This window comes from Clostridium sp. UBA7503 (genome assembly GCF_002477055.1).
Taxonomy (GTDB): domain Bacteria; phylum Bacillota; class Clostridia; order Clostridiales; family Clostridiaceae; genus Clostridium_J; species Clostridium_J sulfidigenes.
The window spans coordinates 24,848-46,048 of sequence record NZ_DLNT01000047.1 but is presented as its reverse complement, the minus strand read 5'-3'; the positions used below and the strand labels follow the sequence as shown (position 1 = coordinate 46,048).

Annotated in this window: 18 protein-coding genes and 1 riboswitch; of the genes, 3 read left to right on the top strand and 15 right to left on the bottom strand. The window is 27.8% G+C overall.

What is annotated here, in order from left to right; all coding sequences use genetic code 11:
* Positions 1–59: 59 nt before the first annotated feature.
* The 5 genes from B3630_RS13980 to B3630_RS13960 form a co-directional block, all read right to left on the bottom strand.
* On the bottom strand, positions 60–1,205 hold the full coding sequence (locus B3630_RS13980) for a GH25 family lysozyme (protein WP_346899178.1): 1,146 nt from the start codon (positions 1,203–1,205) through the stop codon (positions 60–62).
* Between the two features lie 179 nt (positions 1,206–1,384).
* Positions 1,385–2,341 (bottom strand): siderophore ABC transporter substrate-binding protein, encoded by a 957-nt coding sequence (locus B3630_RS13975; protein ID WP_346899176.1) that lies wholly within the window; start codon positions 2,339–2,341, stop codon positions 1,385–1,387.
* A gap of 289 nt (positions 2,342–2,630) precedes the next feature.
* Positions 2,631–3,386 (bottom strand): ABC transporter ATP-binding protein, encoded by a 756-nt coding sequence (locus B3630_RS13970; RefSeq protein WP_346899174.1) that lies wholly within the window; start codon positions 3,384–3,386, stop codon positions 2,631–2,633.
* A complete protein-coding gene (locus tag B3630_RS13965; protein ID WP_346899172.1) occupies positions 3,387–4,346 on the bottom strand; it encodes an iron chelate uptake ABC transporter family permease subunit in 960 nt (319 codons plus the stop codon).
* The gene (locus B3630_RS13960) at positions 4,336–5,289 is read right to left on the bottom strand and encodes an ABC transporter permease (RefSeq protein WP_346899170.1); all 954 of its coding nucleotides are present in this window, start codon (positions 5,287–5,289) and stop codon (positions 4,336–4,338) included. The genes B3630_RS13965 and B3630_RS13960 overlap by 11 nt, the downstream gene beginning before the upstream one ends.
* Before the next feature lie 473 nt (positions 5,290–5,762).
* Here B3630_RS13960 and B3630_RS13955 point away from each other — a divergent pair, with 473 nt between their 5' ends.
* On the top strand, positions 5,763–6,689 hold the full coding sequence (locus tag B3630_RS13955) for a DMT family transporter (protein ID WP_346899168.1): 927 nt from the start codon (positions 5,763–5,765) through the stop codon (positions 6,687–6,689).
* Between the two features lie 82 nt (positions 6,690–6,771).
* On the opposite strand, the gene B3630_RS13950 is transcribed toward B3630_RS13955, so the two are convergent.
* From B3630_RS13950 to B3630_RS13905, 10 genes are all read right to left on the bottom strand, one after another.
* Complete coding sequence (locus B3630_RS13950; RefSeq protein ID WP_346899166.1) at positions 6,772–7,323, bottom strand: GNAT family protein; 552 nt, start codon at positions 7,321–7,323, stop codon at positions 6,772–6,774.
* 217 nt (positions 7,324–7,540) lie between these two features.
* On the bottom strand, positions 7,541–8,056 hold the full coding sequence (locus B3630_RS13945; RefSeq protein ID WP_346899164.1) for a hypothetical protein: 516 nt from the start codon (positions 8,054–8,056) through the stop codon (positions 7,541–7,543).
* A 1-nt stretch (position 8,057) separates the two neighbouring features.
* Positions 8,058–8,459 (bottom strand): DUF4430 domain-containing protein, encoded by a 402-nt coding sequence (locus B3630_RS13940; RefSeq protein WP_346899162.1) that lies wholly within the window; start codon positions 8,457–8,459, stop codon positions 8,058–8,060.
* Between the two features lie 258 nt (positions 8,460–8,717).
* A complete protein-coding gene (locus tag B3630_RS13935) occupies positions 8,718–10,289 on the bottom strand; it encodes a putative ABC exporter domain-containing protein (RefSeq protein WP_346899160.1) in 1,572 nt (523 codons plus the stop codon).
* A complete protein-coding gene (locus B3630_RS13930; protein ID WP_346899158.1) occupies positions 10,289–10,996 on the bottom strand; it encodes an ABC transporter ATP-binding protein in 708 nt (235 codons plus the stop codon). The genes B3630_RS13935 and B3630_RS13930 overlap by 1 nt, the downstream gene beginning before the upstream one ends.
* Before the next feature lie 240 nt (positions 10,997–11,236).
* Positions 11,237–12,217: a cation transporter gene (locus B3630_RS13925; protein WP_346899156.1), complete on the bottom strand. Its 981-nt coding sequence runs from the start codon at positions 12,215–12,217 to the stop codon at positions 11,237–11,239.
* A 272-nt stretch (positions 12,218–12,489) separates the two neighbouring features.
* Complete coding sequence (locus B3630_RS13920; protein ID WP_346899154.1) at positions 12,490–13,764, bottom strand: hypothetical protein; 1,275 nt, start codon at positions 13,762–13,764, stop codon at positions 12,490–12,492.
* A 38-nt stretch (positions 13,765–13,802) separates the two neighbouring features.
* On the bottom strand, positions 13,803–14,858 hold the full coding sequence (locus B3630_RS13915; RefSeq protein WP_346899152.1) for an HD-GYP domain-containing protein: 1,056 nt from the start codon (positions 14,856–14,858) through the stop codon (positions 13,803–13,805).
* Positions 14,859–15,534: 676 nt separating this feature from the next.
* Positions 15,535–15,711: riboswitch (cobalamin riboswitch) on the bottom strand.
* Between the two features lie 168 nt (positions 15,712–15,879).
* Positions 15,880–17,547, bottom strand: coding sequence for an ABC transporter permease (locus B3630_RS13910; protein ID WP_346899150.1), 1,668 nt, complete (start codon positions 17,545–17,547; stop codon positions 15,880–15,882).
* A 25-nt stretch (positions 17,548–17,572) separates the two neighbouring features.
* Positions 17,573–18,517 carry an ABC transporter ATP-binding protein gene (locus tag B3630_RS13905; RefSeq protein WP_346899148.1) on the bottom strand — a complete coding sequence of 315 codons (945 nt, stop codon included), beginning with the start codon at positions 18,515–18,517 and terminating at the stop codon, positions 17,573–17,575.
* Positions 18,518–18,969: 452 nt separating this feature from the next.
* On the opposite strand from B3630_RS13905, the gene B3630_RS13900 reads away from it, so the two are divergent.
* Positions 18,970–19,392 (top strand): hypothetical protein, encoded by a 423-nt coding sequence (locus B3630_RS13900; protein WP_346869815.1) that lies wholly within the window; start codon positions 18,970–18,972, stop codon positions 19,390–19,392.
* A gap of 305 nt (positions 19,393–19,697) precedes the next feature.
* Complete coding sequence (locus B3630_RS13895) at positions 19,698–21,125, top strand: alanine/glycine:cation symporter family protein (protein WP_346899451.1); 1,428 nt, start codon at positions 19,698–19,700, stop codon at positions 21,123–21,125.
* Positions 21,126–21,201 lie beyond the last annotated feature (76 nt).

Here is a 21,201-nt window from a genome sequence, read left to right as displayed (position 1 = left end):
CTGTGCAGAATAGATTAAAAATCACTCTGCAACAGTCTCTTTTTTTCATTGAGGTTGTTTTACTTTATTTTTATCACTTGTCCTGGATATATTAAATTTGGATTTGATATATTATTAAGCTTAACAAGAGTTAACGTAGTAGTACCAAATCGTTGTGCTATTTCACTTAAAGTATCCCCCGACTTTACAGTATAATAGGATGAACTACTAGTATTACCTTTAGATGAAGAACTACCTGATGGTAATACTATTCTTTGTCCTGGATATATTAAATTTGGATTTGATATATTATTAATACTAACTAGAACTTTAGTTGTAGTTCCATATTCTTGTGCTATACCGCTCAAAGTATCTCCTGATTTTACAATATAATAGGATGAATTGCCAGTATTACCTCCTGTTGAAGAACTACCTGCTGGCAATATTATTTTTTGTCCTGGATATATTAAATTTGGATTTGATATACCATTAATAGATGCCAATATTTGATAGGTTGTATTATATTTTTCTGCTATTCCACTTAAAGTATCCCCTGATTGTACTATATAGTATTTATCATTTTTACTATTTCCATCTGTACTTGGACTTTCTGGTACACTTTGTCCATTTAATAATATTCCCTCATTGAACTCATTTAGGTCACAATTTCCACTTACACCAGAAACTTGTCCAGTACTTGAAAATTGAAACCCAACCCATTGATTCCATATTGGATTACTAGCAGGTCTGCTTACCCCATATTCAGCAATCCATAAAGGATATATTCCTAACCTACTATCTAAACTAGTTCTTGCAAAATTAGTATAGGTGTAAACTACTATACCTTTACTAGTTAGTTTCTTAACCTCTTCTAAAAATGTTATTGCTGCACTTGTTAAAGATGCCTTATTTAAACCATTAGTCTGTTCTATATCTATAGCTAGTCTACAATCAAATTCTCTATTCCCAATGGTATTTACAAAATGTCTAGCTTGAGCTTTAGGATCTATTCCTCCTAGAAAGAAGTGATAAAATCCAACCTTCAAACCCTGCTCTTTAGCATTTTTATAGGATGAAGAAAAATAATTATTAACATAGCTTATACCTTCCGTTGCTTTAATATAAACTATTTCTATCCCACTGTCTTTTACTTTTTTAAAATTTACATTTCCTTGCCAACTACTTATATCAATCCCCTTATAATTACTACTATTTCTACTTTCCATAGAAACACCTCCTCTCTATATAAATATGTAGTTTATGAATTTATTCTACTCTTAAATTACAGTTTTTATATTGTATAACTAACTTTAATATGATAAAAGTATTACAACAACTAAACATACTATAAAAATAGCTATTTGACTTTTAAAATGTCAAATAGCTATTTTTATTTTACTAACTACTATTTTGTTATAACTTCCATATCAGTTATCATTAAATCTGCTGCTTGAAGCCCAGCTCCACCCACATACCAAGCTTGAGCATTTAGATAAACTATATTTCCATTTTTATATGTGTCTGTAGTTTTAACTAACTCATTCTCTATTACTTCTTTAGCTGCTGAATAATCTTCTGATCCACTTGTTCCTGCTGACTTATCAACTATAAAAAGATAGTTTGGATTTTTAGCTAACAAGTACTCATAAGTTATATTTTGTCCATGCTTTGATACTTCTATGTTATCATCTGTTGGAACAAAGCCGAATTTTTCAAATATAATTGAAAATCTTGAACCGGCTCCGTATACACTCATAGAACTATCTGTTATTATAGTAGCTAAAGCATTAAACCCTTGCTCTTTTACTTTTTGGCCTACATTTTCAACCCTTTTATTAAGTTCTTTTAATTTAGATGTTGCTGCATCTTCTTTACCAAATATTTGTCCTATTATGTTTACATTTGACTCTAATGACTCCAAATACTTTGTAGTATCTGTTCCTAATTGTATTGTTGGAGCTATAGCAGAAAGTTCATCATAATAATCAGCTTGTCTACCTTCAATTATTATTAAATTCGGTTTGATTTCATTGATTACTTCTAGACTAAATTCTTTTAATCCACCTAAATCTGCATATTTTTCTTCCTTATATTCTGAAAGATAAGTTGGCAGATTTTTCTTTGGTAATCCTACTAATCCTTTTATATCTAATGAATCCATAATATCTAAAGAAGCATAGTCTAATACTACTACTTTTTCTGGATTCTTAGGTACCTCAGTTTCTCCAGCAGTATGAATTATTTTTACAGTTTCACCTTTTTCCCCTTCATTATCTTTGCTACCAAGTTTTGTAGCTACAAATACACCAATTAAAGCAACTATTGCAACTCCTACTATTATATTAATTTTTTTCTTATTCATTTGTTTCACCTATTCCTTTCATTTATATCCAATTAATATTTCCCTTATATCTTAATATTTATTTATAATAAATTTCTTTAATTTTAAATTTTAAAAAAAATTATACTTTATTGTTATGGAAATCATAGATTTCTTTTTCTAGCTTTACTCGTAAGGATACTCTTTGTCACCTTACTATTTTAACTTATTCATTTTCGTTACACTCAAATGAGTAAGTTCCCATAATTAAATCATAGATTTAAATAGTCACTTAAGTTCGACCAACCAAATCATAGATTTTGGGTCTCACTTAGAAATATACGCAGATGTTGTTTCCGTTTATATTTTTTATGTGAAAATCTATTTCATATACGTCTTCTAAAACATCCTTTGATATTATGGCATCAGTTATATCATCTTTGACTATCTTTCCATCTTTAAGAATAACTATTTTATCTGAGTAAACTGATGCAAAGTTTATGTCGTGCATAACTATTACTACAGTTTTTCCAAGATCATCTACTAGTCCTCTTAATACTTTCATCATCTGTACTGAATGCTTCATATCTAAGTTATTTAACGGTTCATCTAATAGTACATACTCTGTATTTTGAGCTATTATCATAGCAATATATGCTCTTTGTCTTTGTCCACCGCTAAGCTCATCTAAATATCTATCTTCAATATCCTTAAGTTGCATATATTCTATGGCTTCATCTACATACTTTGTGTCTTCTTTTGTCAGTCTACCTTCGCAGTGAGGGTAACGTCCAAAGTTAACTATTTCCTTTATAGTTAATCTTACATTTATATTGTTAGACTGCTTAAGTATAGCTATCTTTTTAGCTAGTTCTTTAGTGTCCCATTTTTCTAACTCTCTACCATCTATAATAACTTCGCCTTCATCTTTCTTCATAATACGAGATATCATTGATAACAAAGTACTCTTCCCTGCTCCATTTGGTCCTATAAAAGAAGTAATATTACCTTTTTCAATGTTTAAAGATACATTGTCTACTACCAGATTATCTCCATACTTTTTAACTATATCTCTAACCTCTATCATTTATTTTCCCTCCTTCATTAAAAGATATATAAAGTAAATTCCACCAATAAAATTAATTATTATACTTACTGTACTTCCAAAATTTAATATTCTTTCCACTATGAACTGTCCAGCTATTAAAGCAATTATACTTATCAATATACTTCCCGTTATTTGATAACTATGTTTATATGTATTAAGAAACTGATAAGATAGATTAACCACCAATAATCCAAGAAAAGTTATTTGTCCAACTAAAGCTGTAGATATGGATACTAATACTGCTACAACTATCAATATTTTTTTAGAAAATCTATCAAAATCTATTCCTAAGTTTATAGCTTGATCTCTTCCCAAAAGCATAACATCTAATTTTTTTACATCGTCATAAAATAATACAAAAATGATTAGTAAGGCTATTACTGATATTAATAATATATCTGTATTAACATTAGCAAAGCTAGCAAATATTTTACTTTGCAATGTTTCAAATTCATTTGGATCAATTATTACTTGCATAAAAGACGTCATACTTTTAAACAAGGTTCCCAATACTGTTCCCACCAATAGCAAAAAGAATATATTTCTATTTCCGTCTTTCTTAAATAATATTTTATAAAGAACTAAAGTTCCAACTAACATTATGGTAACTGAAGTCATAAAATTCACATTTCTGTTTATCATAAATATACTTGATGCTCCGAATAAAAACACGGATATGGTTTGTACAAACATATATAAGGAATCAAGTCCAAGTATGCTTGGCGTTAGGATTCTATTATTTGTTACTGTCTGAAATATCATAGAAGAAAAGGCTATTGACCCTCCAGTAATTACTATAGCTATAACCTTAGGTATTCTCTTTGATAGGTTGTAATCCCAGTTTCTACTATTTAATCCTTCAAACAAAAATAAGCCAATAACAAATAATGCAACTATTCCAAGTATATATAACTTCTTTTTATCTATATTATCCTTCATTTCTATTCCTCCTAAATATCAGGTAAAGGAATATAATACTTCCTGTAACTCCTACAGTAAGACTTATAGGTACTTCATAGGGATGAATTACAAGTCTACCTATAATGTCACATGCTAGTACAAATATTGCCCCAAACAAAGCTGTATCCCAAATATTCTTACCAAGATTGTCCCCTTTAAATATAGATACTATATTGGGAACTATTAATCCTATAAAAGGTATATTACCAACAGTTATTACTACTAAAGCTGAAATCAATGCAACAATTATAACTCCAATATTGGCAACCTTATTATAGTTAATCCCTAAATTTGATGAGATATCTTCCCCCATTCCTATAATAGTAAATTTATTAGCATACAGAAGTGCTAATATTAATAATGGTATAGTCAAATAGAGAAGCTCATAATTTCCCTTTATAATCATAGAAAAATCTCCTTGGAGAAAAGTTCCCATACTTTGAACTAAATTGTTTTTATAAGCAAAGAAATCTGTCATAGACCCTATAACATTTCCTACCATTATTCCCACTAGAGGTATGAATACAACATTTTTCATTTTTATGGTTTTAAGTATTTTCATAAATACAAAGGTTCCCAAAAGGGCAAATATAAATGCTGTTATCATCTTTTGCATCAAAGTTGCTGATGAAAATAGTAACATAGAAACTAGTACGCCAAGTTTTGCTGAGTCTACGGTAGCTGCTGTACTTGGAGAAACAAATTTATTATTACTAATTTGCTGCATTATAACTCCACCAACGCTCATTCCTACTCCAGCTACCACTATACTAATAAGCCGCGGCAATCTAGTTAAAATTATTATATTCATCTTACCGTGGTTCCATTGCATTATATCTGTAATACTTATATTCTGAGCCCCTATAAATATTGAAGACATACACAGTATTATAAATAAAGGAATTAAATATTTCTTTTTCATATTTCCTCCAAAACTTTATTATGTATCCTAAATATCTTTATGTATTAAATTATGTGATATTCTTAAACACTTATATATACTTGATGTAACAATAAAACTACATTATTAATTGAAACATAATTTTAATTGATAATACTTATTGCCACTTCATAATAGCTTAATTGATAATCATTTTCAACTTATTAAAACTTAAATACACTTGATTAAATTACTCAAAATTCTCCATTCTCCATTTTTCTGTATTTCTCTTATATATTTGTATTAAACTTTTATATTGAAATTTCGTTTTTAAATTTTAGATAAGATGAATTTTATTGTTAAAAATAACAAATAATAATGCTCATTTACATTGGTTGCATATAATAGTAAAATTCTAATTGAGATAATTAGATATTTAAAACTATATTCACAATAAACATAAGTTAATTTGTAATTATTTAAGTTTTAAATGTACAGAGGGGATTATTAAAATTATGAGTAAAAAAGATGTTTTTCAAAAAAGTAGTGTAATTTTATTACTATCTTTACTATGTACCTTACTTTGGGGAAGTGCCTATCCATCTATAAAGATTGGCTACTATTTATTTTCTATAGGTGAAAATGATATTTTTAGTAAGCTTATATTTGCAGGCTATCGATTTGCTTTAGCAGGTTTTCTAGTAATTTTATTAACTTGGATAATCCAAAAGAAATTTTCTATTCCTAAAAAGAAGGCCTTAAGTCATATTGTACTACTTGGGTTTATTCAAACTACTTTAGAATATTTATTTTTCTACATAGGACTTTCTCACACTACCGGTGTTAAGGGGTCCATATTAAACAGTACTGCAACCTTTATGGCTGTAATTCTTGCTCATTTTATATATTCAGATGATAAATTAAATTTCCAAAAGATTTTAGGATGTATTGTTGGATTTATGGGAATAGTTATAATTAACTTAGGTGGTAAAGTTGGAAGTGGTTTTACCTTTACTGGTGAAGGATTTATTATTCTTGCTGCTGCTTCCTTTGCAATTGGATCTCTTATAAGTAAAGAAGTTGCTAAAAGAGAAGATAGCATGATAGTCACAGGATGGCAACTACTCTTTGGGGGGGCTTTACTTATAACTGTAGGCGCACTTGGAGGTGCACGAACCTCTATACCTTCTACTGAAGCTATGCTATTACTTTTATATCTCTCCCTTCTTTCTTCAGTGGCTTTTACAATATGGACTATCTTATTAAAACATAATAATGTTGGTAAAATTTCTATATACAATTTTTTAACACCTGTGTTTGGTGTTTTTCTTTCTGCTATATTTTTAAAAGAATCTATTTGGCATTGGAAAAATCTGTTGGCACTTGTATTTGTATGTATTGGAATATATATAGTAAATAAACCTAAAGTTAAAAATAGTTAACTAAAATTAATAGACTCTACGAACTAATTATTCATAGAGTCTATATTTTAAATCTATTCAATCTATAATTATTATACTTTACCTATAAATATTTAATTTTATATTCATCACAATACTCCATTTTAGTTATGGAGTAGCATAGATCATCATATATTCTTCCATCATAAGTTTCGCTAGCCATTCTTAATGTTCCATCATACTTAAATCCACACTTTTCTATAACCCTTTTAGATTTATGATTTCCGTGATAATGATAACAAGATACTACTTCACATTTTATTTCTTCGAACAAATATTTTATTACCCTATTTACTGCTTCAGTCATAATTCCTTTTCCCCAATATTCTTCTGAAAGTACATATCCTATCATTCTTGCCTTTAATAAATTTCTTTTCACATCTCTATGATTACCAATGGAACCAATTACTCTATTATTTTTCTTATATACAATTGCCCATACCTCATCATTCTTTATAAATGACTGAAGTATCCCTTTAGATATTTCTTTATTCTTATGGGGTTTCCATCCTGCCATAGGACCAACATTAGGATTTTTAGAATACTCATAAAAATCATCCAAATCCGTTATTTTCCAACTTCTCAAAATCAATCTTTTTGTTTCTAGTGACTTCATATTCCCACCTCTTAACTTTTACAATTTATTCCTTAACCTTTTAGTTTATATTTTATATAAATTATATGTTTAGGCAATGATATTATATGATAAATATAACATAAATACATTTTAATTACTTTATTTATTAGCTTAATTCCCCAATCTAATCCTAAAAAAATATAAAAAGAACTTTGAAATTTCAAAGTTCTTTTTATATTTTAAAACCTATCTATCTTCAAAATTTAGTATCTAAATTATATTTTGCTACTAAATTCTTCAATAAATTATATACCCTTTTTCCAAGCATTAACATAATAAAATAATTGCCTACCATATGAATTAAATCATATGGTATTCCATTTATCCAATAAGTTAAAGCAAATGTTTTAGATACTGTAAATATATATGGTATTGAATACAGTGCTCCAAATAACATTCCAAATACACCGGATATTATACTCCAACCTAAAAAATTTTCTTTAATTATTTTTTTAAATAACAGCACTACTAGTACTAACATAGGCCAAACAATCCAGTATCCAAACCACCAAGTTCCCATTCCACTGACAAGACCTAGTAAAAAGTTAAATACCACTACAACTACCAATGCTCTTCTACCTAATACTAAAGTATATATTACTAGTAAAAAGGATACTGGTTCTATATTAGGTATTCCACTCATCATAACTTGTAACACAAGCATTAGAGCTCCAAGTAATGCCAATATTATCAAATCTTTAGTTTTATACATATTACCAACCTATTGTAAGTATAAGTTCTATCTTATCACCATCTTTTACAGTAGTATCATCTATACCAGTTTGAGAATTTTCTCCATTTATTTTTAGATTCCACCACTCTTGCTTGCTAGCATCTGCATCTAGTCCATCTACTCCAGTTATAAATCTAGTAGCTTGAGATGTATCAGTTACTATTATCTTCATTTCATCTAATGCTTTTCCTAGAGTTTCTGCATTAGTTGGATGTGTATAAGTTTTTTCATAATTATCCTTTTTACTTATAACTGTAACTTCTATAGTTTTATCTCCTTCAACTCTTTGCTTTGCATTGAAATTTTTGTAGATAAAAAATCCACCAATTGCAATAATTATAACTATTAAAGAAATTATTATTGACTTCATATTTTTTTTCATATCTTTACCTCCTAAGAAACAAAATAAACTCTCCTTCAGTATAGAAAGAGAGAATTTATTTACTACTAATAATATATTTTATGTAGCAACTCCATTTACATGCTATCATATATATTTTATAAAATCAACGTATTATAGATGAAATAAATTTATGCATACATTAAGATTTTATATTTTGGTTATAATTTAGTTAGTCTCTTTTATTTATACAATCTATATATAAATAGTAATTTATAATCCTAGTTATTCTTAATTTAGTTATACTAAATTCTGCTCTATGTTATTTAATATATTCTTACATAGCCATATAATTATAAAAGATATGAACACATTCCATACAAATGTAATTATTATTGAAATTGTTCCTATATCAAAGATAATTGCTACAATTACAGAACCTATAATTCCTGGTAGTGCAATTATTATCAATGCAAGTATTGTTAAAAACATTAATAATCCTTTCCCTGTAACCTGTTTGAATATTTTTTGAGACAATACATCTCCTGCTATAAATAACATTCCAAATCCCAATCTTGCTATTATGCATACTAATATTTCTATAGGTGAAGAACCTAATATGATTCCCGCAATAACAAATAGTATAATTCCATCTATAAAACACTTTATTAAGTTTTCAGAAACTATATACATCAATTTTTTAAGTGGACTTTCAGGAATTAAATATACATAATGCATTTTTAGTTCTCTAACCCATCGCCCTGCAAAAGTCATAAATAATTGAATATATGTGGCCATAGCAAAGGTAGCTATTATACTTCCTATGTCCTTCATTGTTAATGTAAATATGACCACAACTACTATTTGAACTAAAGTAGTATTGTCTAAAAAGAATTTTCCTGCTCTCCTATTTTCTAACATATGCTTAAAAAAGAATACAGAAGCTCCTCTTCCTTTATTTATTCCAACATTTTTTAATTTTATCTTCTTAGTATCTTTAACTTCTACTATTCTGCCTTCTTTTGCATCTTCCACGCGTTTATGCATAGTTTCTGTAGCTTGAAGTACGTCTTCATAATATTCATTTTTACTTTTCATAAGAATAACTATAGTTAATACTATGCCTATAAGTGTTGCTATAATGTACATTAACGCATTAGAGGTTTCGCCTATCAAAATACCATAAATTACTCCTTTTATCCACCCTACAAAAGGAATAAATTCTAGATAACTTACATTTATTGCATTAACTATAGCTCCTATACCTCTTCCACCTTCTTTTATATTAAATAGAATAGAAATTATTAAAGGTAATACTAGGAGATAAATTAAAATCTTTACTGCTTTCTTTTTACCTTCATCTCCGCTAGTAATTGAATAAATAGCCATAGATATGATACTACTTATGAAAACTAACATAAAATATCCTAGGAATATTACTATTACACCTAGAGGATTTACTCCATACCTCTGTTTAAGTACACCAGCTTGAAAGAGTATAAAGATGGATATAAGTAAAGATGTACCTAACTGTCTTATAAGTCCATATATAAGTACTTTTTTAGATGATATAGGAGAAGCAAAGAGCAAGTTTACATCAGACATTTTAAAAAATGTAGCTCCTGATGATAATCCTTGGATGATTTGAGTTGTAAATAAAAACATAAATAGTGCATATATTATTGCTCCTAGCTCCGCTATTGGACTTAAGCTATTTACATCAATATTATTAGAAGTTTTAGCTGAGGTTATAAAAACAAAAGCCATTAAAGCTATCAAAATTATATATGCTATTAATTTACCAGGATGATTCTTTAAATCCTTTATTCGATTTTTTAAGGTTGTTCTCCATAGATAAATAATTCCCTTCACTACTGATCACCCTTTCCTTCAGTGATGTGAAAGAATAATTCTTCTAATCCTTCATTAGATTTTTCAGCATCTTCTTTTACCCTTGTAGCAGCAATTTTTCCATTCATCATGATATGTGCTACATCCCAGAATTCCTTCACACTATCAATCATATGAGTACTTATTATCATTGCTACACCTTGATTTTTTAATTCTATTATTAATTCTTTTAATGCTTTAATTCCATGAGGATCAAGACCTACTAAAGGTTCATCAAAAATTATAACCTTAGGTTTTGGAAGTAATGCACAACAAATACTTACCTTCTGCTGCATTCCTTTAGAAAGCTCTTTCCCAAACTTTTGTTTTTTATCATCTAGTTCAAATATCCTTAACAGTTTTTCAGCATATTCTCTCCAGTCAGTAAGATTATAACCTCTTGCAATAAATTCTAAATGCTCTACCACTGTTAACATATCATATAGTACAGGTACTTCTGGTATATATCCAATTATTCTTTTAGCTTCTATAGATTTATTATCAAAACTTTCTATGGATATATTTCCTTGAAATCTTAATAGTCCGCATATACATTTAATAATAGTAGATTTTCCAGCACCATTAGGCCCTAAAAGTACTGCTATCTCCCCATCCTCCACTTGAAAACTTATATTATCATTAGCAACAAATTTTCCATATTTTTTTGTTACATTATTTACAACTAACATAAAAATCACCATCCCTTAAAGTTTAACTTGATACTAGATTTCTTACTAAATATAGTTATTCACATTCATACTTGAGTTTAATTACCAATATTAACATTTTATATAATAATCATTGTAATTACAAGTATGGATGATAAAATGTTATCAATTCATTCTAATTCAACTAATAAAGTGGCTTTGTTGAAAATTTCAGTAATAAAAATAATAGGTTTTAAAAGCTCTGCTTTTAAAACCTATTATTTATATTGACATTGTTAAATATGTTACATAACTAGCCACTATTGCCATGCTAGCTAATACATACGGTAAAGAACTTGATATCTTATGTATCTCTTTGGCTTGTTCTTTTTTTATCTTTAACATACCATAAGCAACCACAGTACATATAAATCCAAACATTATTAATAAGTATACTTGGTTTGATGGTTGATAAATAGATCCTTTTATATATAGTATATCAGCTAAAAACAGTATGCAAAAATTAAATAAATTACTTCCTACAATGTTTCCAATCATAGCATTAAAATTACCCTTTTTAGCTAAAGATATAGAAGATGTTAATTCTGGAAGAGAAGTTGCAACTCCAAGGAACAACGCTCCTGCCAAGGTAACCCCTAAATTTAACTCCTTTGCAATCATATCTGTTACTATAGTAATACCTATACTAAACACAATTAATCCTATACTTAAAAGTGTAAATCTCACATATATCTGCTTTACTGTAAGATTACAAGTACTTTCTCCACTATCTTCAGAAGATTCATCCCCTGACATAGTCTTAACACCAAAAATATATAATATCATAATTACTATTGAAAATATGCTTACACTAAAAAACAAAAAATCTCTTCCAATATAATTAGCTATGAATACTATTCCATATATCACTATTAAAAGCTTCAATGTATTCCTATGGCTTGATGTTACTACAGAGCTTTGGAATCTCTTAACTCCTACTAAAACTAACACTCCTAAAATAGTTAAGTTAAACACATTACTACCAAGAATATTACCGGAAACTAATTGTACCTCATTCAAAAATATAGTAGACGAAATACTTGTAAATAACTCTGGAAGTGAAGTTACTGCTGCTAACATAACACCTCCAATAAAAGCTCCTGATAAATTTGTTTTTTTATCAAGCTCATCTACATAATAAGACAACTTAATCGAAAAACCAATTACAAATGCAGCAAAAATTCCATATAAAGCGTATATCATTTTTATTCCTCCTATGTATTTTAACAAAATAAAAGAGACTCATATTCTGATATAAGAATATAAGTCTCGTATTTTAAGATTAAACCAGAATATTAAATATCCAAGATGTTGACCTAATCCCACGAAGTCATTTAATACTTCCTGCTAACTACTCCCTTAATATATAAATTATTATATTATAGCCTGTACATTGTACTAATCATACCATTTTTTAAAAGTTATATCAACTAAAAAATTATATAGCTTTTGTGAATTAAATTAAATATAATCTTTTATTGCATTAAGAAGTAAACTATTTCTTCTAATGAAATACCATGATAAGATTTTTTAATATTTTCAAACTTTTTTCTTAAATGCCCCTTAATATTTTCAATATATGATATGGTAAAAGGTAAGTATTTAGAAATTTCTTTTACATATTCCTTTGAAAAATAATTTTTATTCATAACAACAGCAAAAATTATCATTAAAATACAATTATCTTTTATTAATTTTTTCAAATTTTCAATGTTTTCCCCCCTAAAACAAGTTGCATCATCTAATATATGGATAGTTAGATTAATAAGCTTATTAACAATATTATCCAGATGGTATTTTCCTGCTAGTTGAGACATTATAGTCATGTGTTTATTCGCATAATCTATCTTTACATCTTGCAAATCATCGCATAATTGAAGCAGAAATCCATACCCATAGGTAAAAATCTCCTCGTCTTTGTTTAAGTTTCCATTTATAAGATAACCATCCACAATAACAGATGTTCCTCCCTTTTCAATAGATATATCTAGCATATCTCTTTCATAGGGGTTACTTATTCCTTCTTGCTGAATAAGGCTTTTTACTTGTCCTTCATGAATTAATAATAAGCCTTGAAAAACTTTGGGATAATCATTTCTATTAAAAACAGATTCTATATATTCAACTAACTTAAACACTTGCTTTTCATGAGAATTTCTCCCACCTATCTCTTCACCACATAGTCTTTTATACAACCTGTTATTAAATTCTTTCTTTTCTTCTATTGATATATCTAAATTATCTAAATAATTATCAGTATAGGGATACAACATACTATATCCAAAAATAGCCATGGTAAATGAAATATCTATATCCATCATCTTTTGAAGAAGACTAACAATCCACACATTTCTCATAGCTTGCCCAATATCTTCATAATTCATTTCTTTATCAAAGACCTTGCACTGATTTATAAATATTTTAGTGGTTGCAAAAAACTGATCCTTCATTTTTTTATCTATGGTTCCTAGCTTGAATAATTCTTCTCCCATTATCATATTTTCAAGATAAAAGTTACTATTTTTCTTCCATAATTCTCTATTCTCTTCTTCCAATGGAAACATCTCAATAATTTTTATAAATTCATCAATAAATTTCTCAAACTTTTTCTCATACTTTTTCTTTCTGATATATCCATTAGCTTCTAATGGAATATCTACACATGTAGGCATACTCCACCATATTTCTCTATATAAATTTTTTAAAACCTTAATATTTTTCATATAGCTTTCACCTACATTGTTATTCATGCTAATCATCTCCTTAGATACCATTTACTTTACGAATACTACACTATAGTACTTATGATTGTTAAATTTATAATATTTTTTAAATCAATCTCATAAGTACTAATTTTATTATTATATTCATCCTTCACAATTCTTACTACTGGTCTATCTGGCAACCCATTATTTTGACTTACCACATACCCAAATAAATTATTTGATAGATATACAGGACATCCTAATGGATAAACTGCAAATGTATCTTTAAACAACTTAATTATTTCAGGATCAAAACTTGTATATGTCTCTGCTAAAATTAATTCATAAGCTTCTCTAGGGTCAAATTTTTTTCTATAGCATCTATCTGATGTTATGGCCGTAAACACATCACATATAGAAATGATTTTTGCAAATTGTGATATTTCATTATCTTTTAATCCATAAGGATAACCTGTACCATTGTACTTTTCATGATGTTCTATTACTCCATCTATTATCTCTTCATTTATTATAGGATTACCAAGTAGTATATCTCTACCGTATAATGGATGCATCTTAATTTTCTTGAACTCATCTTCAGTTAATTTATCTGGTTTATTTATGATTCTACTAGATATTTTCGTTTTTCCTATATCATGAAATAGAGATGCTATAGCTAAATCACGCAATCTTGATTTTGAAAGATTCATATTTACTCCTAGAAAAATTGCCATAATACTAGTATCCACAGAGTGTATGTATGTATAATCATCATATAATTTTACTTCATATAAATTTAGATTTATGTAGTTTTCACTCTGTATATATTCAACTAAATCATCAACCATAGTTAGAGATTTACTTAAAGATTTATTATTATAATTTATTAAATCACTAAACATATTAGGTATGGTTTGAAGTATATTTTTTTTTAAATTTATAAGTTCACTATCATCTTTTATATCTTTTAAGTCATCGTCTTGTACATACAGAAAAAATATCCCTTGCTGTTCAATACTATTTTTTACTTGATCAGTAATTATAATACCCTTTTTTAACAAAGTCTTACCCGAACCTGTAATAATGTCCTTAGCAAGTATTTCATTTCCCTGCAAATCCTTAAGCAATGTTAATTTCATATAATCCCTCTCCATAAACATAATCATCAGTATTTTCTTATTTTATAATATCATATCTATAAATTATATGATACTTTAACTTGATTGTTTATACACATACTGTATATTATAAAAATAACTTGATAAACCAATCTTTGTAGAAAAAAATTAAGGCTATATCATAAATTTTTGATATAGTCTTAATTGCTTTTATATTTAATCATATATTTATTCAATTATAGGGTTATAGGATGTAACCACTACAAATTATAGTGGTTACATCCCTGTGTGAAATTAGTTGGTTTCATCAAAACCACTAAGAGGGACATAAGTAGAAAATTTACATTTATATTGACTAAAGTTTTGGGTTGAAAACTTTAAGTTAATAACTAAAGTAACAATTAAAATATAGTTACTTTATTTGTATATTTTATATAGGAGAAAGCTACTCCTTTGTAGCTTCATAGTTTATTAAAACTGTAAAATAGCTTATATATTCTACAATCCACACCCTTGTAAATTCTCCTAGCAATATAAAAAAAGATAGATATTATTGATATCTATCTTGGAATATACTAAATTTAAATAAGTGAAAGCTTTTGCAATTTAATTTATAGTTTAAACCTATAAATATAAATACTATATTTTACCTAAACCATCACTGGATAAATTTTTTAACTCTTCCTCAGAAAGTATCAAATTTCATAATCCTATGGCAGGTCTCCTGGCTTGTGAATCATACTTCTTAGCGCCTTCCCAAAATAAATTAGTGGCTTTTGCTAAGTCGTCCTCACTTACAGTTACTGGGATAGCTTTGGATTTTCACCAAATTCCCTATTAAGCACTTAGTACACCTATCGGACTCTATATATTAAATTTTATTTTTAATCTAATAAGTTTAAAATGTAAGTTGTAGTTATTTTATAAAATTAACTTTCCATTCCCCTTACAATTATTATTCTACTGAACTAGATTAATATTGTCAACCCCACTTTTTTAAATAAATATAGAAATATTTTTACTTAGAATTTCATTATATAAATTAATTCATTACATCTCTCTTTTGGAATACTAAAAATGAAGCTATAATTAATATTGTAGCAAATACACTCAATTGAATTGCCCCCATAGTTGAATTTAAAACTATATTATATTGGCTTTTAAACATTTCAGTATATTGAGAATTTGTAATGAAAGTTGATAAATTCATATATGGTAATATAGTTTTCCCTACCCATCTCATACCTAAGCTTGCCATAATCATTGTAGCAACTGAGCTACCTAAGTATGCTACAGTAGTAAGACCAACTGCTAAAGCTGTATTTTTTATAATAGTTGATATAGCAAATACTAATGCTATTATAAATATTAAACTAATGCTTGAGAATAAAAGCTTAGGTATAATGGAAATTACAAAATTTTGTTTGACTATAGTTTCTCCGCTGAAGGATATTACTTTTGTAGCAAGTCCTCCAAATCCATTTACAATTCCACTTGATATACTGTTTAATATGACTGTAGTTAACAGTACCCCATATCCTATAATAAATACTGATATTAATTTAGAAAATAAAATTTTCCATCTAGATACTGGTCTAATCATAAGTAATCTAACTGTACCTGTAGAATACTCTGAAGAAACTATACCCCCTCCAATGATTATGCATAATATAATGGCAACACTAACATACATTAAATAAGTTCTATCTAGAGAATTTCTAATATCATTATCAAATTTAACTTGTGGAATATTATTTTCAAGACTATACCAATCAAGAGCTATAGCCTGTTCTATAGATTTTGTTTTCTTCTCATAGTCTTTTTTGTACTCCTCATAAGTATATCCTTTTGCTATTTCCGCACTATTGTATTGTGTAAATTCAGTTTCACTAAGTAGTTTCTCACCATTTTCATCAATCTTATTGGCAATATCCCTTATAGTGTTGTTTTTCCAATTCTTATTGTCATAAGGAATTTTATTATTATATCTATATTCGGTTGCCTTAAGTCTTTTCTCCAAAGCATCAAGCTGAATTTTAGAATTCTCTAGAGATGTAACATAGTTTTTATTATTAGGATTTTTCTTCACTTCATCTTCTGATATTTTAATAGTTGACTTTAAATTTTTAATTTCTTCCTTAGAAGAATTAATATTCTTCCCTAAGTAAACTAAGTAATCATTTTTAATGACAGAATCATATAATTCCTTACTTTCTTTATCTTTAGAATCTATTATCTTTTGAAGTTCATCCTTACTCATTCCTAAATATTCATTAAACATATTTATATCAAATTCATCTATATTAAAAAATAATTCTTCACCTACTAACCCTTCTGAAATTCCTGATAGAATAATTGCCTCTTTTGATTTATTAGAAGCCTCTCCAGCTACTTCATTTCTCCAATCATCCCAAGAAACATTACTCTCTATTAAAATTTGTGACTTTTTAATGTTTTCTTCATAAATTTTCTTCTGAATGTCTTTATTTTTCTTACTTGAATCAATATTAGTTATTTCTGTTTGTTGCCATTGAATGTCTTGATTATAACTATCTATATACCATTTTGCTCCTTCTCTATTATCTAAAAATTTTAAAGCTGCTGGTAACATTATACTAGCTAATAGTATTAAAATCACTATTACTTTAACACTAGTTTTTTTATATTGCTTTATCAATTCATTTTTTATTAGTCCACATACTTTACTCATTAAACTCTGCTCCTTTTCTACTATATTACACTATTTGCATTTTAGATCCTGTTGTTACCTTCATAAATTCATCTTCAAGAGTGTTATTAATAGGCTTAATAGTGTAAACTAATATATTCTCCATAATTAAAGCTTTATTAACATTGGCAATTTCATCACGAGAACAAGAAATTATTATTTTATTTTCTTTGAAGTCTACAGTAATCTCTTCAGATATTTTGTTATAATCATTCTCTATAATTTTTCTCGCTAAAATATAATTACTTACTTCTAATTCATAGGTTATCAAGCTTTCGATATTTTGCTTTTTAATATCTTTTAATGTTTTAATATCTATAATTTTTCCATTATCTATTATTCCAACTCGATCACACATAAGCTCCATTTCACTAAGTAAGTGACTTGACACTAAAACTGCTAGTCCCTCTTTTTCTGCCAAATGTCTTAAGGTATCACGTAACTCTTTAATTCCCATTGGGTCTAATCCATTAGTAGGTTCATCTAAAATTAAAAGCTTAGGATTGTGTAATAATGCTTGAGCAACCCCAAGTCTTTGACGCATTCCAAGAGAATATTTTTTTACTTTATCATTAATACGATTTTCAAGTTTCACTAATTTTATAACTTCATTAATACGTTCTTTAGAAATATTACCATGCATTCTGCCATATATCTCTAAATTTGTACGTCCTGTAAGATATCCATACATTTCTGGATTTTCAATAATCCCTCCTACTTGAGAAAGAGCTTTTTCAAAATTTTTCTTTACATCATTATTACTAATTAAAATATCTCCTTCATCAATTTTTAAAAGTCCTGTAATCATCTTAATAGTAGTAGTTTTACCTGCACCATTTGGTCCTAAAAATCCAAATATTTCTCCTGAGTTTATTTCAAAACTGACATTGTCAACTATTTTACGATTACCTATAATCTTAGTAACATTTTTTAATTCTAGAACTTTAGACATTTCCTCACCTCATAATCTTTGATGATGTTAGCATACAATACCTTTAATACTTTGAAAATAAGTTTCCTCTAATTGTAAGAAAGATGTAATAATCACTTTAATTTTTATATGAAAAGTAATAATTTCTTAAGAATTAAATTCTGATATAAGTAACATTTATAAATAACTTCTAAATAATTATTTTAAAAGCTTTACTCTTGTAGTCATGATATTTTAAACAAGGTTCATACTTTAATTGACTAATTTTTAGATCTATATAATAAATATTTAACATTTTTAAAATTCTATTTCATAAAATATTAAAATTCTTTCCTCATAAATCACTTTAAATAAGTTGTCCTCTTGTACTATAATATAGTACAAGAGGTATGTAGAAATTATATATTAAAAACATATTTTGATATTCTAATGTTTCAATAACAATTAGTTATAATATATTAAGAGGTGATCAAATGAATTTTTTCAGCGAATCCTATGGAATTGACTTATTTTCATTATTTCTTATTCTAGTATCATCTATATTAAATTTATTTTCTATTACTCGTCTTTTAGCGGGAGTTATTTTATTTTATGCATTATATAGAGTTTTCTCAAGAAATGTTGAAAAGCGTGAGCAAGAACATAGAAAATTTTGTATGTATGCCAATAGATTTTTAAGTAAATTTAATAAAGCAATTCCTAGCAACCTACCTGTGTTCCATTTTGGTGATTGTGCTCCTATTTTTAGTAACTTCAAAAGATGGTTTAACGAAAAGAAAAATTATAAAATAGTTAAATGTCCAAAGTGTGGACAACGGCTTAGATTACCTAGAGGCAAAGGGAAAATTACTGTTACTTGTAAGCGATGTTTCTATGAGTTTAAAATGAAAAGCTAAAACCTAATACAATTCCACGGACTATCAGTATAAATTATGTACTGGTAGTTTTTTCTTAATATTTAACTTTTTTACACTTATCTTTAATTAAATTTAATATTCAACAAATATTATTGATTTTCTTTGTGATTCCATATAATATATAAATAATACGATAAATTATTCGGAAATTTTATTTCCAATAATTCTTGTATTCTAAGAATTATTGTAATTTTTTATAAACCTTTATAATTAAATAAAAAAATTAGATAAGGAGATGAGTTATGGATTTTTTAATTTCTACAAAAGATGTATTAATTAATTTTATGAATTTTTTAACTGACAAGGTTAACACTATTAACACCTTTATGTGGTCTTACGTACTTATTGTTTTACTTATTGGAGTAGGAATCTACTTCTCTTTTAGAACAAAGTTTGTTCAATTTAGATTTTTCAAAGAAATGTTTAGACTTTTAATGCCTAATGATCAAGAAAATAAAGATGGAGTTTCATCCTTTCAAGCCTTTTGTATAAGCACAGCTTCTAGAGTTGGTACTGGTAATATTGCTGGTGTTGCCATGGCTGTAGCAGCTGGTGGTCCTGGTGCAGTATTTTGGATGTGGCTTATTGCCTTAATTGGAGGAGCTTCAAGCTTTGTAGAAAGTACTCTTGCTCAAATTTATAAAACAAAAGACAAGGATGGAAACTTTTTAGGGGGACCTGCCTACTACATTGAAAGAGGGCTAGGTAAGCGTTGGCTTGGTGCAATTTTTGCTATCTTAACTACTTTATGTTTTGGACTAGTATTTAATGCAGCTCAATCTAATACAACAACTTTAGCATTTACAAATGCCTTTGATATTAACCCTGTGATAATAGGTGTACTTTTATCAGTTTTAACTGCCTTAGTAATCTTTGGTGGAGTTAAGAGAATTGCAAAGGTTTCAGAGGTTATCGTTCCAATCTTTGCAACTGCTTATATTTTAGTTGCAATTATAGTTATAGTAATTAACTTCAAAACTATTCCTAGTATATTTGCATTAATATTTGAAAATGCTTTTGGTATAAAACAATTTGCAGCTGGTGGCCTTGGATTCACAATAATGCAAGGTATTAAAAGAGGACTGTTCTCTAATGAAGCCGGTATGGGTAGTGCTCCTAATGCAGCAGCTACGGCTACAGTTTCTCATCCTGTAAAGCAAGGACTTACTCAAACCCTAGGTGTTTTTACTGATACAATAGTAATCTGTACATGTACAGCCTTCATTGTGTTAATTTCCGATAATTATGCAGGAACTACTTTAACGGGTATTGAACTTACTCAAAGTGCACTTAGTTCGCAAATTGGAGTAGTTATTGGGACTTATTTCTTAGCTATATGTACTTTCTTGTTTGCTTTTAGCTCTATAGTAGGTAACTATTACTACGGACAAACTAACATTGAGTTCATAAGTAATAATAAAGTGATACTTAATATATTCAGATCCTTTGTCGTTCTTACTGTATTTATTGGTTCCCAAGCTTCTATAGACTTGGTATGGAATCTAGCAGATTTATTCATGGCTTTCATGGCAGTTATAAATCTAATAGCTATACTATTCCTTGGAAAATATGCATTTGCTGCTCTTGATGACTATTCTCGTCAGAAAAAGGCTGGCAAAGACCCTATTTTTAAGTCATCAACAATTCCAGGGCTTGAAAATACTGATGCTTGGAAGGATAACGATGATAAAACTTACGAAGAAATAGGTTAATATAAATTTAAGACTCAATTAACTGTTTAATAGTTAATTGGGTCTCTTTGTTTAAATCTAACAATCAATATGTACT

Coding starts and splice junctions, on each gene's coding strand:
- B3630_RS13980 (WP_346899178.1), bottom strand. CDS start 1,205: ATGGAAAGTAGAAATAGTAGTAATTATAAGGGGATTGATATAAGTAGT.
- B3630_RS13975 (WP_346899176.1), bottom strand. CDS start 2,341: ATGAATAAGAAAAAAATTAATATAATAGTAGGAGTTGCAATAGTTGCT.
- B3630_RS13970 (WP_346899174.1), bottom strand. CDS start 3,386: ATGATAGAGGTTAGAGATATAGTTAAAAAGTATGGAGATAATCTGGTA.
- B3630_RS13965 (WP_346899172.1), bottom strand. CDS start 4,346: ATGAAGGATAATATAGATAAAAAGAAGTTATATATACTTGGAATAGTT.
- B3630_RS13960 (WP_346899170.1), bottom strand. CDS start 5,289: ATGAAAAAGAAATATTTAATTCCTTTATTTATAATACTGTGTATGTCT.
- B3630_RS13955 (WP_346899168.1), top strand. CDS start 5,763: ATGAGTAAAAAAGATGTTTTTCAAAAAAGTAGTGTAATTTTATTACTA.
- B3630_RS13950 (WP_346899166.1), bottom strand. CDS start 7,323: ATGAAGTCACTAGAAACAAAAAGATTGATTTTGAGAAGTTGGAAAATA.
- B3630_RS13945 (WP_346899164.1), bottom strand. CDS start 8,056: ATGTATAAAACTAAAGATTTGATAATATTGGCATTACTTGGAGCTCTA.
- B3630_RS13940 (WP_346899162.1), bottom strand. CDS start 8,459: ATGAAAAAAAATATGAAGTCAATAATAATTTCTTTAATAGTTATAATT.
- B3630_RS13930 (WP_346899158.1), bottom strand. CDS start 10,996: ATGTTAGTTGTAAATAATGTAACAAAAAAATATGGAAAATTTGTTGCT.
- B3630_RS13925 (WP_346899156.1), bottom strand. CDS start 12,217: ATGATATACGCTTTATATGGAATTTTTGCTGCATTTGTAATTGGTTTT.
- B3630_RS13920 (WP_346899154.1), bottom strand. CDS start 13,764: ATGAATAACAATGTAGGTGAAAGCTATATGAAAAATATTAAGGTTTTA.
- B3630_RS13915 (WP_346899152.1), bottom strand. CDS start 14,858: ATGAAATTAACATTGCTTAAGGATTTGCAGGGAAATGAAATACTTGCT.
- B3630_RS13910 (WP_346899150.1), bottom strand. CDS start 17,547: ATGAGTAAAGTATGTGGACTAATAAAAAATGAATTGATAAAGCAATAT.
- B3630_RS13905 (WP_346899148.1), bottom strand. CDS start 18,517: ATGTCTAAAGTTCTAGAATTAAAAAATGTTACTAAGATTATAGGTAAT.
- B3630_RS13900 (WP_346869815.1), top strand. CDS start 18,970: ATGAATTTTTTCAGCGAATCCTATGGAATTGACTTATTTTCATTATTT.
- B3630_RS13895 (WP_346899451.1), top strand. CDS start 19,698: ATGAATTTTTTAACTGACAAGGTTAACACTATTAACACCTTTATGTGG.